The organism is Microbacterium sp. NPDC089189, from assembly GCF_040685095.1.
Lineage (GTDB): Bacteria > Actinomycetota > Actinomycetes > Actinomycetales > Microbacteriaceae > Microbacterium.
In genome coordinates this window covers 93357-106662 of record NZ_JBFBHG010000005.1, presented here as the reverse complement: position 1 = coordinate 106662, position 13306 = coordinate 93357, and the positions used below count along the sequence as shown (strand labels likewise).

General features: G+C 68.2%; 7 protein-coding genes. 1 reads left to right on the top strand and 6 read right to left on the bottom strand.

The genetic code is table 11. From position 1 onward, the window contains the following. Nucleotides 1-52 precede the first annotated feature (52 nt). The 3 genes from AB0N73_RS04510 to AB0N73_RS04500 all read right to left on the bottom strand — a co-directional run bounded on the left by AB0N73_RS04510 (nt 53) and on the right by AB0N73_RS04500 (nt 3786). Complete coding sequence (locus AB0N73_RS04510; RefSeq protein ID WP_363560799.1) at nt 53-1027, bottom strand: carbohydrate ABC transporter permease; 975 nt, start codon at nt 1025-1027, stop codon at nt 53-55. Beyond that, on the bottom strand, nt 1024-2358 hold the full coding sequence (locus AB0N73_RS04505; RefSeq protein ID WP_363560797.1) for a sugar ABC transporter permease: 1335 nt from the start codon (nt 2356-2358) through the stop codon (nt 1024-1026). The genes AB0N73_RS04510 and AB0N73_RS04505 overlap by 4 nt, the downstream gene beginning before the upstream one ends. Nucleotides 2359-2457: 99 nt before the next feature. Continuing rightward, on the bottom strand, nt 2458-3786 hold the full coding sequence (locus AB0N73_RS04500) for a carbohydrate ABC transporter substrate-binding protein (RefSeq protein ID WP_363560795.1): 1329 nt from the start codon (nt 3784-3786) through the stop codon (nt 2458-2460). A 276-nt stretch (nt 3787-4062) separates the two neighbouring features. Here AB0N73_RS04500 and AB0N73_RS04495 point away from each other — a divergent pair, with 276 nt between their 5' ends. Further along, a complete protein-coding gene (locus AB0N73_RS04495; RefSeq protein ID WP_363560793.1) occupies nt 4063-5112 on the top strand; it encodes a LacI family DNA-binding transcriptional regulator in 1050 nt (349 codons plus the stop codon). Between the two features lie 70 nt (nt 5113-5182). On the opposite strand, the gene AB0N73_RS04490 is transcribed toward AB0N73_RS04495, so the two are convergent. The 3 genes from AB0N73_RS04490 to rplJ all read right to left on the bottom strand — a co-directional run bounded on the left by AB0N73_RS04490 (nt 5183) and on the right by rplJ (nt 13163). Next, a complete protein-coding gene (locus AB0N73_RS04490) occupies nt 5183-12058 on the bottom strand; it encodes an ExeM/NucH family extracellular endonuclease (RefSeq protein ID WP_363560789.1) in 6876 nt (2291 codons plus the stop codon). Nucleotides 12059-12241: 183 nt separating this feature from the next. After that, nucleotides 12242-12625, bottom strand: a complete 384-nt coding sequence (rplL, locus tag AB0N73_RS04485; protein WP_363560787.1) for a 50S ribosomal protein L7/L12 — start codon at nt 12623-12625, stop codon at nt 12242-12244. A 49-nt stretch (nt 12626-12674) separates the two neighbouring features. Beyond that, the gene (rplJ, locus tag AB0N73_RS04480) at nt 12675-13163 is read right to left on the bottom strand and encodes a 50S ribosomal protein L10 (RefSeq protein ID WP_363560785.1); all 489 of its coding nucleotides are present in this window, start codon (nt 13161-13163) and stop codon (nt 12675-12677) included. Nucleotides 13164-13306: the final 143 nt, after the last annotated feature.

Below are 13306 nucleotides of genomic sequence, written 5' to 3'. Positions count from 1 at the left end.
CGGGATCGCTCCGGTCGGAGACGATCCCGCGCGCAGGCGCTGTGCAACGGACTCAGCCCTTCGTGGCTCCCGCCAGAAGACCGCGCACGAAGAACCGCTGGAGGGCGAAGAACACGATCAGCGGAACGATGATCGAGATGAAGGTACCGGCGGACTGCAGGTACCAGCGGTCGCCCCACGATCCCGACAGCGAGTTCAAGGTCTGCGTCAGGGGCAGGGACGAACTCGGCGCGAAGATCGTGGCGACGAGCAGGTCGTTCCACACCCACAGGAACTGGAAGATGCCGAACGAGGCGATCGCCGGCATCGCCAGCGGCAGGATCATCCGGAAGAAGATCTGCCCGTGCCCGGCACCGTCCACGCGGGCCGCCTCGATGACCTCGCTCGGGATCTCGGAGATGAAGTTGTGCAGCAGGAAGATCGCCAGCGGCAGCGCGAAGATCGCGTGGGCGATCCAGACCGTGGCGAAGCTGTGCTCCACCCCGCGCAGCTCGAACCCGGGGAACACCGCAACGCCGTTGATCTCGAGGCCGCGGGAGAAGAGCGTCAGCAGCGGCACGAGGGCCATCTGGATCGGCACGATCTGCAGCGCGAACACGAACACGAACAGGAAGTTCTTGCCCTTGAAGTCGATCCACGCGAACGCGTAGGCCGCGAGAGAGGCCAGCGCGATCGGGATGATCGTCGCGGGGATCGCGATCGCCAGCGAGTTGAGGAACGACTCGCCCAACGTCAGCGCCGTGCCGCCGGAGGTCAGCGCGTCGAAGTAGTTGTCGAGCGTGAACGCCGGGTCGACGAAGACCGTCCACCATCCACTGGTCTGCGAGTCGGCACCGGGACGGAACGAGGTGACGAACAGGCTGAATGTCGGAATCGTCCAGAAGATGGCGATGATGATCGCGATCAGCGTCGCCGTCTTCGAGGTCAGTCGCTTCTGCGCCGACTTCTCATGACGCCGCGTCTCGCGGGCGACCTGTCGCGCCGCCTTGCCGTCGAACGCCGGCTTGGTCTCGGTGACCGCGCTCATCGGATCTCCTTCTGCTTGCTCATCTGACGAGCGTTGTAGATGATCAACGGCAGCACGAACAGGAACAGGACCACGGCCAGCGCCGAGGAGTGCCCGAAGCTCTGGAAGCGCTGCTGCTGGTTGACCATCTCGAAGCCCAGCACCGAGGTGTTGGAGCGTCCACCGGTCATGACCGCGACGATGTCGTAGACCTTCAGCGACGCGATCGTGATGGTGGTGAGCACCACGATCAACGAGGAGCGGATGCCGGGCACCGTCACGTTGGTGAAGCGCTGCCACGGCGAGGCCCCATCCAGCTGCGCCGCCTCGAGCTGCTCGGTCGGGATCGCCTTGATCGCCGCCGAGAGGATGACCATCGCGAAGCCGGTCTGGGTCCAGATGAACACGGCGAGAAGGGCGAAGGTGTTCAGCAACGGCTGCGCATCGAGCCAGCCGACGGGTTCACCGCCGAAGAGCGTGACGATCGCGTTGAGCAGACCGATCTGCTCACCCTGACGGTAGTCGTAGACGAACTTCCAGATGATGCCGGCGCCGACGAACGAGATGGCGACCGGCATGAAGACGAGGACTTTGAGGATCTTCTCGCCGCGCGCTCGGTCGATGAAGGCGGCGTAGGCCAGACCGATCACCGTCGAGAGCGTCGGAGCGAAGAGCGCCCAGATGATCGTGTTGATGACCGACCAGAAGCCCTCGGGGTTCGTGAATGTCCAGATGTAGTTCTCGAGACCGACGAACTGGTCGCCCGACTTGTCGAAGAACGACTGGATGAAGGTCGAGATCGCCGGGTAGATGAGCCCGATGAGCAGCATCAGGATGGCCGGTGCGAGGAACACCACCAGCTGGAAGACGTAACCCGCACCCTCGCGCGAGCGGTAGTCGGCGAAGAAGAGGAGCGCGCCCAGGCCCAGCGCGATCGCCATCACATAGAAGAGCGCGTTCTGGTACGGGCGCAGCAGCATGAAGGCGAGGACCGGGATGAGGAAGCACGCCGCCAGACGCAGCCACGTGTAGACCTTGCCCTGCCGGGGGGCGTATTCGATGAGCAGCAGCACGAGCGCCACCACCAGCCCGAACACGGCGACGACGATGGGGATCTGGACCAGCGGGTTCAGCCCGCCGATCCACACGAAGAAGCTGTTCAGCGAGAAGCCCAGCGACGTCGGCGGAGCGTCGTCGGCGGGCGGGCTGAGAAACAGCAGCACCACGGCGACGACGGCGACAGCGGCGGCCGCGAGGGCCACCACCGCCGCGATGCGGCGCACGCGGGCGGATTTGGGTGGGGGCAGCTCGTCGACGAACACGAGCGGCTCCGATGTTTTCGTCTGCGACATCGTCGTCCTTCTGGTCCTATCGGTCGCCCGCGAAGGCGGGGGACGCGGGGCCACTCGGAGAACCGAGTGGCCCCGCGGTCGCGAGCGTACCGGACGGGATTAGTTGTCGTAGCCCGCCTGGATGTCGCTGAGCACCTGGTCGAGCGGACGGCCGTCGATCCAGTTGACCATGCCCTTCCAGAACGAGCCGTTGCCCACGGTCGCCGGCATCAGGTCGGATGCGTCGAAGCGGACGACGGTCGACGGGTCCTGCAGGAGCGTCATCGCGTCGGTGAGGAACTGGCTGGACGCGAGCGAGGCGTCGGCGCCCTTGTTGGCCGAGATCACGCCGCCGAGCTCCACGCGGGCGTCAGCGAACTCGGGGGTCGACATGAACTCGGCGACCTTCTGGACGGCCTCGTTGTCGGAGAACGTCGCGACGAACTCGCCGCCGGCCTCGACGAACTGCTCGCCGTCGGCGGTGATGCCCGGCAGCAGGAAGGCGTAGACGTCGCCATCGGGCGCGACCGTGGGGGTCTCACCGGCGGCCGTCTTGGCCTCGAGGAAGTTCGCCGACAGGAACGACGCCTGGTGGGTCAGCGCGCAGCGGCCGTCGGCCACAGCGGCGGCGACGTCACCGAACGCGGTCGAGTTGATGCTCTTCACATCGCCGTAACCCGCGTTGACGTAGTCCGGGTTGAGCAGGATCTCGCCGACGGCCTCGAAGGCCTCCTTGATCTCCGGGTCGGTGAAGGCGACCTCGTTGGCGACCCACTGGTCGTAGACCTCGGCGCCGGACTGACGGAGGACGAGGTCCTCGATCCAGTCGGTGCCGGGCCAGCCCGAGGCGGCGTCCGAGGCGAAGCCGGCGCACCAGGGTGCCGCGCCGGTGGTGTCGCGGATCGTCTGGGTGAGCGTGAGCAGGTCGTCCCACGTCTTGGGGACCTCGACGCCCCACTCGGCGAAGCTCGCCGGCGAGTACCAGACGTAACCCTTGACGTTCGCGAGCATCGGCGCCGCGTAGAAGGTGCCGTCGGCCGAGCCGTAGCCCTTCCAGTCCTCCGACCAGTACTCGTCGACGTTGGCCGAGACGGTGTCGGATCCGGGCTGGACCTCGCCGGTCTCGATCAGCGACTTGAGCAGACCGGGCTGGGGGACGATGGCGATGTCGGGGGCCGAGCCACCGGTCACCTTGGTGACGATGTTGCCCTCGAAGCTCTTGTCGCCCGTGTAGACGACCTTGATGCCGGTGTCCTCGGTGAACTGCGCGAACGATTCGTTCAGCGCGTCGGCCTCGCCACCGGTGATGCCACCGGCGATCTGGACCGTCTGCCCCTCGACCGAGCCGCTGTCCGTCGAGCTGGTCTCCGCGCATCCGGCGAGCGCGAGGCCCGCGACCCCCAAGAGCGCGACCGGGGCGACCAAACGGCGCCGCTGCGATCTGATCATGTGATTCCTCCTCTTTGAGCGCGCGAATGCTGTATGCACCGCGCATCGTTCCCACTCAGGAACCGATTCCAGGCCACCGTAATCCAATCTCGGACGACACACAACACTGAACGATCACAACTCGATAACCGAGGATGGGAGCGCTCCCGCGACGTCTGCTACGGTCATGGGAGCGCTCTCGCGAACCGACCCCTGTGTGGAACCGGTTCCCGAACTGTGCCGTTTTCGTCTAGCATGTGGACGTCCTCTCACCCATCGAGGAAGAAGGGTGGCGATATGAGCGGCATTGCCGACGTCGCACGATTGGCCGGTGTGTCCAAATCCACCGCGAGCCGCGCGCTCAGCGGCGCGGGGTACGTCTCCGAGGCCACACGCGTCCGCGTGGCCGAGGCCGCGGCGGAGCTCGGCTATGTGCCCTCCACGAACGCGCAGAGCCTGTCGACCGGGCGCACCCAGAACGTGGGCGTCGTGATGCCCTACATCAACCGTTGGTTCTTCGCCGAGGTCCTGGAAGGCATCCAGACGGCGCTTCTGGACCGCGGACTGGATCTCACCCTCTACGACGCGAAGCCCGGCAGCGAGAGCCGGCGACGCATCTTCGAGTCGTTCCTCGCCCGGAAACGGTTCGACGGCTTGATCGCCGTCGGTCTCGAGCCCGAGCAGCGCGAACTCGACCTCATGCTCGCGCTCGACAAACCCGTCGTGAGCGTCATCGGCAACGAGGGGCGCACGAGCGTCGTGACCCTCGACGACCACCACACGGCGCTCCGGGCCACCGAGCACCTGATCGCCCTGGGCCATCACCGCATCGCGTTCCTGGGCGCGGGGGCGCTCACCCGCTGGCCGCACGTCGAGACCGGACGCGTGCTCGGTTACGAGCAGGCGATGCGCGACGCCGGCCTCTCGGATCAGATCCGTCATGTCACCTCCGAGCTCACGCAACCGGCCGGCTACGCGGCGGCCGTCGATCTGCTGAGCGATGTGCGCACGCGCCCGACGGGGCTGGTCGCCGCCTGCGACGAGGTCGCGATCGGCGCGATCATCGCGGCACGCCGGCTCGGCATCCAGGTTCCGGCGGCGCTGAGCGTGATCGGCATCGACGATCACGAGTTCGCCGAGATGTTCGCCCTGACGACCCTGCGGCAGGTTCCGCGGGAGCAGGGGGTGACGGCGGTCGAGCTGCTCATGCGACAGATCGAGGATCCCGATGCAGCACCCGAGGCCGTGAAGGTCACGCCGCGCCTCATCGTGCGCAACACCACCGGACCGGTGGATTCCGCCGCCTCGGCCGTCGTGGCCGACGGCGGGATCGCGCCCTCCACCTGAGGTCCGAGCGCCCTGCGCGACGGAGGGGCCCCGGTCCGCAGACCGGGGCCCCTCCGTGCGTGGGCTCTGCTCAGCCGCGACGGCGACGCGGCACCGAGCGCGCCATGATGCCGAACGCGATCAGCAGGGCGCCGAGGAGGAATGCTCCCCCGACCCATTCGTACTCGGCGCCGGTGACCGCGAGGCCCGGACGCTGCTCGCCGATCGTGATCTGCTGCCAGCCGATCACGTTGCCGTCGGCATCCGTCACCACCAGTCGGTGCGTGCCGGTCACACCGGCGGGCAGAGTGACCGTCACCGTTCCCGCTGCACTGACCTGCTGCCAGGCGTTGCCGAGCTGCTGCGGGGTCGAGTAGAGCCAGACCGTGACCCAGTCGCCGGCGTACTGCGTGCCGACGGAGATCGTGATCGTCGCACCGGCGCGCAGTTCGCCCGCGATGACATCGATCAGGTTCTGCAGTGCGGCGATGAGCTCCGACACGGGCACCGGCTGGGGCGTCGTGGTCGGGGGCTGCTCGCCCGTTCCCGGCTCGCCCGGCGTTCCCGGCTCACCCGGCGTTCCGGGCTCACCCGGCTCACCCGGGCCGGTGCCGACACCGACCGTGATCGGCAGCCGGACCTCGGTGCCCGTCTGGGGCGCCTGCAGCACGATCGTGCTCGCCTCCGGGGCGTCTGCCGGCACTGTCAGCTGCACGGTGGCCGCGCCATCCACGACGCTGATCGGATCGATCACCGCCGTGCTTCCCGCGAAGCTCGCGAGGAGCGTCGTCGTGGCGGGGCTGCCGAGCGAGGTGAGATCGAGACCCGACACCTGGAACGAGATCGTCTCGCCCGGTGCCGCGGCCGCCGGCAGGCCGGTGACCTGCGCGCTGCGGCTCGCGAAGGAGGGCTCGAGCCCGGCGTTCGCCCGCAGGTAGGTGATCCAGGCGTCCCGGTCGACCAGACCCGAGTCGCGCGTGTCGGTGCCCGCTGCGAAGGTCCGGAAGTTGTCGCCGCCCTGCACGAGGAAGCTGAACGATCCGATCCGGTAGTCGCGGGCCGGGTCGAGCGGCTCGCCGTCGATCCAGACGCCCGTGATGTGGGATCCCTGCGCCGCCGTCGCGTCGTAGGTGTACGAGACGTTCTCCGACAGACCGAGCTGCAGGTACGGACGCGACGGGATGGTGCCGTCCGCATTCGTCTGCCACTGCTCCTCGAGAAGCGCCGTGAACTGGGCCCCGGTGAGGGTCGTGGTCCACAGGTTGTTCACGAACGGCAGCACGGCATTCGCCTCGGCGTAGGTGATCGTGCCGTCGGGGGCGTACAGCAGCTCGCCCCGCAGACCGCCCGGGTTCACGACACCGATCTCGGCGCCCCCGCGGTCGGCATCCGATAGCGAGTCCACCAGGGAGTCGGCGACGAGGTTGCCGAGCGTCGACTGCGCCGCGCGGTTGTCGCGCGTGCCGCCGGTGTAGACGCCGTCGACGTACCCGCCGCCGGCGAAGGCGGTCGTGATGTCGGCCGTGACCGAGCCCACCGGCTGCTCGCCGATCTCCGCAGCGTTCGCGAGCGCCGCGTCGACGATCGTCTTCACCTCGGCGACGCGCGGGTAGGCCGCGACCAGCTCGGCGTCGGCCGTGGTCGTGCGGGCGACGTTGCGCTGCGAGTATCCCTGCACCTCACCCGTGCTGCCGTCGAGCGTCAGGACGACCTGTCCGATGTTCTCGCCGTAGCTGCCGGTCTGCAGCACCGGGCGCGTGAGCGTCGGCGTTCCGGGGATGGGGGCGTCCCACGCGTACTGCTTGTGCGTGTGACCGGTGAAGATCACATCCACCGCGGCATCCGTCTCGGTGACGATGCGGGCGAAGGCCTTGCCGTCGGCGATCTCCTCCTCGAGGGTCGAGTTCTCGGTGACACCGGCGGCGGCGCCCTCGTGGAACTCGGCGATGATCACATCGGCCTCACCGTTGGACGCGTCGCCGTCGGTCAGCTGCGCCGCCACACGGTTCACCGCCTCCACCGGGTCGCCGAACTCCAGATCGGCGATCCCACCCGGCGACACCAGCGTCGGAGTCTCCTCCGTCACCGCACCGATCACCGCGACCGTCAGCCCGTCCACCTCGAAGGTCGCGTACTCCGGCAGAGCCGGGGTCTTCGTGCCCTTCTCGTAGACGTTCGCACCCAGGTAGGTGAAGTCGGCCTCATCCGCCACACGACCCGTGAGGTCGGCGAAGCCCTGGTCGAACTCGTGGTTTCCGACGGCCGATGCCGCGAGGTCCAGCGCGTTCAGCACCTCCAGGGTGGGCGTGTCGTCGGCGACGGACGACGCGAACAGCGAGGCGCCGATGTTGTCGCCGTCCGAGAGGAACAGCGTGTTCTCGTCGCCGTGCTCCGCACGCAGCTGCTCGACCGTGCCCGCGATCTTCACCGTGTTCGCATCGATACGACCGTGGAAGTCGTTGATGTTCAGCAGGTTCAGCGTGACCGGGGCGGGGTCGCCCACCGTGAGCGGCACGCGCACCGCGGTGCCGGTGTCGGAGGTGAGCACCAGCGTGGTGGCGTCGGACACGTCCTCGGGAACCGTCAGGGTCACCGTGGCCGCGTCGTTCGTGACCGCGATCGGAGCGAACGTCGCGTCGCTGCCCTCGAACGTCGCGGTGAGCGACGCCGTGGCCGGCGCACCCAGCGAGCGGATGTCGAGCTTGGAGACCGCGATGCTCAGTTCGGCGCCGCGTTCGATCGACGCCGGCACACCGGTGACCTGCGCGCTGCGGCTCGCGAACGAGGGCTCGAGTCCGGCGTTCGCCTCGAGGTACGCGATCCACGCATCCCGGTCGACCAGACCCGAGTCACGCGTGTCGGTGCCCGCCGCGAAGGTGCGGAAGTTGTCGCCGCCCTGCAGCAGGAAGTTGAACGATCCGACGCGGTACTCGCGCGCCGGGTCGATCGGCTCGCCGTCGATCCACACGCCCGTGATCCGCGAGCCGCGCGGGGCGGACTCGTCGAACGTGTACGAGACATTGTCGGACAGACCGAGCTGCAGGTATGCCCGCGAGGGCACCGTGCCGTCGGCATTGGTCTGCCACTGCTCCTCGAGGACATCCGTGAACTGCTCCCCGGTGAGGGTCGTCGTCCACAGGTTGTTCACGAAGGGCAGCACCGCGTTGGCCTCGGCGTACGTGATCGTGCCATCGGGAGCGTAGAGCAGCTCGGCGCGCAGACCACCGGGGTTCACGACGCCGATCTCGGCGCCGCCGCGGTCGGCGTCCGACAGCGAAGCCACGAGGGAGTCGGCCACCAGGTTCCCGAGGGTCGACTGGGCGCCGCGGTTGTCGCGGGTGCCACCGGTGTAGACACCGTTGACGTACGAGCCGCCCGCGAAGGCGGTCGTGATGTCGGCGGCGACCGAGCCCACCGGCTGCTCACCCAGCACGCGGGCGCGGGCCAGGGCACCGTCGACGATCGTCTTGACCTCGGCGACACGCGGGTAGGCCGCGACCAGCTCGGCGTCTGCCGTCGCCGTGCGCGCCACGTTGTCGGCCGTGTAGGAGACGACGTCGCCGCTGTTCGCGCCGACGGTCAGGACGACCTGGCCGATGTTCTCGCCGTAGCTGCCCGTCTGCACGACCGGACGCGTCCGGTCGGTGGCGCCGGGGATGGGGGCGTCCCACGCGTACTTCTTGTGCGTGTGACCGGTGAAGATCACATCGACGGCAGCGGAGGTGTTCGTGACGATGTCGGCGAAGGCCTTGCCGTCGGCGAGCTCCTCCTCGAGGGTCGAGTTCTCGGTCTCGCCGGCGGCGGCGCCCTCGTGGAACTCGGCGATGATCACATCGGCCTCGCCGTTGGACGGGTCGCCGTCGGTCAGCTGCGCCGCCACTCGGTTCACCGCCTCCACTGGGTCGCCGAACTCCAGATCGGCGATCCCACCCGGCGACACGAGCGTCGGAGTCTCCTCCGTCACCGCACCGATCACCGCGACCGTCAACCCGTCCACCTCGAAGGTCGCGTACTCCGGCAGCGCCGGGTCGGTCGTCCCGCGGTGGTACACGTTGGCACCGAGGTAGGTGAAGTCCGCCTCGTCGGTCACTCGACCCGTGAGGTCGGCGAAGCCGAGGTCGAACTCGTGGTTGCCCACCGCCGACGCATCCAGCTCCAGCGCATTCAGCACGTCGAGCGTCGGCTGGTCCTTCTCGAAGGACGAGGCGAAGAGCGAGGCGCCGATGTTGTCGCCGTCCGAGAGGAACAGCGTGTTCTCGTCACCGTACTCGGCACGCAGCTGCTCGACCGTCCCCGCGAACTTCACCGTGTTCGCATCGATACGACCGTGGAAGTCGTTGATGTTCAGCAGGTTGAGCTCGACCGTGGGGTCGAGCGAGAGCCCGACGACGACCGGGTCGTGGTCGCTCGAGCGGTACGGCGACTCGTCGTAGAAGATCGTGGCGTTGTAGTTGTACCGGCTGTACTCCAGCGCGATCGACTCACCGGCGTTGATGTTCCAGATGTCGACGCCGGTGACCATCTTCTCGGCGCTCGAGGAGGCCAGGATGTGGTCGAGCGAGCCGCTCGCGCCGTCGTACGAGTACGTCTGCTTGCCCGTGCGCGATCCGAGGTCGACATAGCCGGCGTCGTAGAGGACCTGCATCGGGTCCTCCTGCGTGTAGGCGTTGAAGTCGCCGAGCAGGAAGACGTCGTCGGTGCCTGCGGCCTCGCTCTGCGCGGTCGCGAAGTCGACGAGCGCCTCGGCCTGACGCACGCGGTCGCCGTTGAAGGCGCCCTGCGGGCCGTCGGCGTTGTCACCGGTCGCGGGCGGGTCGCTGTCGCCCTTCGACTTGAAGTGGTTGACGATCGCCAGGAACGCTGCCTCGTCGTCGCCCACCGGCGCGAATGCCTGCGCGAGAGGACGGCGGGCGTTGACGAAGGCGGCATCGGTGTCGATCACCGAGTCGCCGATCGGGGCGACCGCATCCGCCTTGTAGATGAAGGCGGTGCGGATGACGTCCTCGCCGGCCGGAACCTGGGTCGGCGAGGGGACGAAGGCCCACTCGTCGGCGCCGAGATCGGCATTGAGGGCGTCCACGAGGGATCCGAGCGCGACATCGCGGTCCTGCGAGAACGCGGCGGAGTTCTCGATCTCCTCGAGCGAGACCACCTCGGCATCGAGCGCGTTGATCGCCGCGACGATCTTCGCCTGCTGACGCTGGAGGTTCTCGTCGTTCGCCGCGCCGCGCGGGCCGTTGTCCGGGCAGCGGTTGGCGGTGATGGGGTTGCCGGCGCGGTCGGTGTAGACCGAGGTGCAGCCCACGTCCGCTGCCGTGGTCGTGAAGTAGTTCAGCACGTTGAAGCTGGCGATCGAGATGTCGCCGCCCACATCCGCGGGGCTCGCCGTGCGGGTGTTCGCGAATGTCGCCGGCTGCACCGTGGCGGCGTTGTCGACCGTGAGCTGCTGCGTCGGCTGGAAGTTCCAGCCGCTGTTGCGGAACTCGGCGATCACCGGCTGCGTGAACGTGACGGGAGCGCCGACGCGCACCGGCTCGGTCGTCGACAGGTACGGCAGCGGGATGGACTTGTTCGCCGTGTTGTTGAAGTTGACGCTCGCTCCGTCATCCAGCGTGACCGCGCGGGCCGCGTTGTCGGCGACCACCGCATCGTGCTCCGGCGTGCCCACCGGCGCGACGTCGGTGGGGTTGCGCAGCGGCGTCTCACCCGAGGCGAGACCGATGGAGGCGAAGAAGTTGGTGTCGTAGGTGTCGGTGACGGTGAACGGCCCCTGCGGAGCGATCAGCATCCCCTCGAGCGTCTCGCGACCGGCGTCGTCCGCGGGCCACGCGACCGTCGCCGGCTGCACCGGCTCGGCGGCCTCGGTCAGCACGGTGACGTTCGCCGCGGTGGGCGTGATCTGCGTGCTGGTTCCGGGAACGGTCTGGCTGTTGGGCCGGTACTCGGCGACGGGGCCGGTGACCTCGACGTGGTCGCCGACCGCCACCTTCGCGGTGGCCTGCGATCCGAAGACGTAGATCGCGTCGGATGCGGTGTGCGCTGCCAGATCGATCGCACCGCCGGTGCCCTCGGTCTGGAGGTAGAAGCCGTTGTGGCCGCCGGTCGGGTAGGCCGCGGTGACGATGCCGCGCGTCGTGACGGTCTGACCGACCAGCGGGCTCTCGGGGCCGCTGCCCTGGATCTCGGCGATGGGCGTGATGACGCCCGGAACGGGGCTGCCGGTGGGCTCCGGCGTCGGGGTCGGGGACGCGGTGCCTGTCGGCTCCGGCGTCGGCTCGCCCGAGCCCGTGGGCTCCGGCGTCGGCTCGGTCGAGCCCGCCGAGGCCTGCGGGGTGATGGTTGCCGAGCTGACGAAGTCCGCCGCGTTGTTGTCGGTGTCGACGAGCGTGGTGCGCGACAGGGAGTTCGGCGTGCCGTTGGGCCCGTCGACCGGGGCGACCGCGCCCTCGAAGGTCTGCGAGGCACCGTAGCCGAGCAGGTCGACGACGTCGGGCTGCCCGACGACCGACCCGGTCGGCAGTGAGAGCGCCGCCGTCGTGGAGGCGAGGTACACCGTGCCGGTGGTGCCCGAGGCGCCGAAGGTGGCGTCGACCGTCTGGTCGGGCGTGACCGGGAGCGGGGCGCCCGTGTCGCCGTTGCCGCGCCACGAGACGAGGAAGTAGTCACCCGGCTCGATCGATCCGGAGAGCGCCTGGTTGACCGAAGGCCCGCCCGTCCCGGACGCGGAGCGGTACTGGATCGACCACCCGTCGAGGCTCTGCGCCGAGCCACCGGCGTTGTAGAGCTCGATGAACTTGTTCGTGAACGGCGCGTTGGCGCTGCCGCCCTTGAGGTAGGCCTCGCTGATGATGACATCGGCGGGCTCCGCCGCGACGGCGGCGGTCGGAACGAGCATGCCGCCGATGACGGTAGCTCCGAGTCCGAAGGCGAGCGCCGGGACGAGGCGCGTTCGCTGCGAGAAAGACATGGGTCTCCTGTGTGTTCTCCGAGGGGGACATCAGGAGGCTACGTAATCAAGGTGGACGCGCGGCTTACAGGAAGATGACGATCCGATGAGATTCCTCTCATCGGAATCGGGTAAGGGAATCTCACCCGGACGCACGGAAGCCCCGGATGCCGAGGCATCCGGGGCTTCCGAAGAAGGGGGACCTTACTTGAGGGTCACCGTAGCGCCGGCCTCTTCCAGAGCGGCCTTCGCCTTCTCGGCGGTCTCCTTGTTCGCGCCCTCGAGCACGGCCTTGGGAGCACCGTCGACGACGGCCTTGGCCTCGCCGAGGCCCAGCGAGGTGAGCTCGCGGACGGTCTTGATGACCTGGATCTTCTTGTCGCCAGCAGCCTCGAGGATGACGTCGAAGGAGTCCTTCTCTTCCTCGGCCTCGGCAGCGCCACCCGCGCCCGCAGCGCCGGCAACGGCGACGGGAGCAGCAGCGGTGACCTCGAACTTCTCCTCGAACGCCTTCACGAACTCGTTGAGCTCGATGAGGGTCAGGCCGGCAAACTGCTCGAGCAGCTCCTCGGTGGTGAGCTTCGCCATGATGTATCTCCTAGATAGATGGGGTTTGGTGAACGAGAACGCCGACCGCTTACGCGGCTTCTGCGGTCTCCAGCTTTTCGCGAAGCGCGTCGATGGTGGCGGCAGCCTTGCCCATCGTCGCCTTCATCATGCCCGCAGCCTTCGCCAGCAGAACCTCGCGGCTCTCCAATGCGGCGTAGGTGTTGACCTCGTCGGCGGTGAGGGCGTTGCCCTCGTAGATGCCGGACTTGATCACGAGAAGCGGGTTGGCCTTGGCGAAGTCACGCAGAGCCTTGGCGGTGGCGACGAAGTCACCGTGCACGAAAGCGACAGCAGACGGACCCTTGAGGTCGTCATCCAGCGCAGTGATCCCCACCTTGTTGGCGGCGATCTTGGTCAGCGTGTTCTTCACCACGGCGTACTCGGCGTCCTGACGGATGCTGTTGCGCAGCTGCTTGAGCTGGGCAACCGTCAGACCGCGGTACTCGGTCAGCAGAACGGCGGACGAGTTCTCGAATGACTTCGTGAGCTCGGCAACCGATGCATCCTTCTGCGCCATGGTCACTCCTTGGTGTGTACGAGGCGCGCCGCGGAAGCGGGGCGCCGACCTGGTACCGCCCCTGGAAATGACGAAAGCTCCGGCGCAAGCGCACGGAGCTTCACCTTCGAGAAGGGATTCGTACACCTGCGCGGGCCCCTGCA

Bases quoted from the DNA above. Each gene is read 5' to 3' on its own strand.
- AB0N73_RS04510 (WP_363560799.1), bottom strand. From the start codon at position 1,027: ATGAGCGCGGTCACCGAGACCAAGCCGGCGTTCGACGGCAAGGCGGCG.
- rplJ (WP_363560785.1), bottom strand. From the start codon at position 13,163: ATGGCGCAGAAGGATGCATCGGTTGCCGAGCTCACGAAGTCATTCGAG.
- AB0N73_RS04500 (WP_363560795.1), bottom strand. From the start codon at position 3,786: ATGATCAGATCGCAGCGGCGCCGTTTGGTCGCCCCGGTCGCGCTCTTG.
- AB0N73_RS04490 (WP_363560789.1), bottom strand. From the start codon at position 12,058: ATGTCTTTCTCGCAGCGAACGCGCCTCGTCCCGGCGCTCGCCTTCGGA.
- AB0N73_RS04505 (WP_363560797.1), bottom strand. From the start codon at position 2,358: ATGTCGCAGACGAAAACATCGGAGCCGCTCGTGTTCGTCGACGAGCTG.
- AB0N73_RS04495 (WP_363560793.1), top strand. From the start codon at position 4,063: ATGAGCGGCATTGCCGACGTCGCACGATTGGCCGGTGTGTCCAAATCC.
- rplL (WP_363560787.1), bottom strand. From the start codon at position 12,625: ATGGCGAAGCTCACCACCGAGGAGCTGCTCGAGCAGTTTGCCGGCCTG.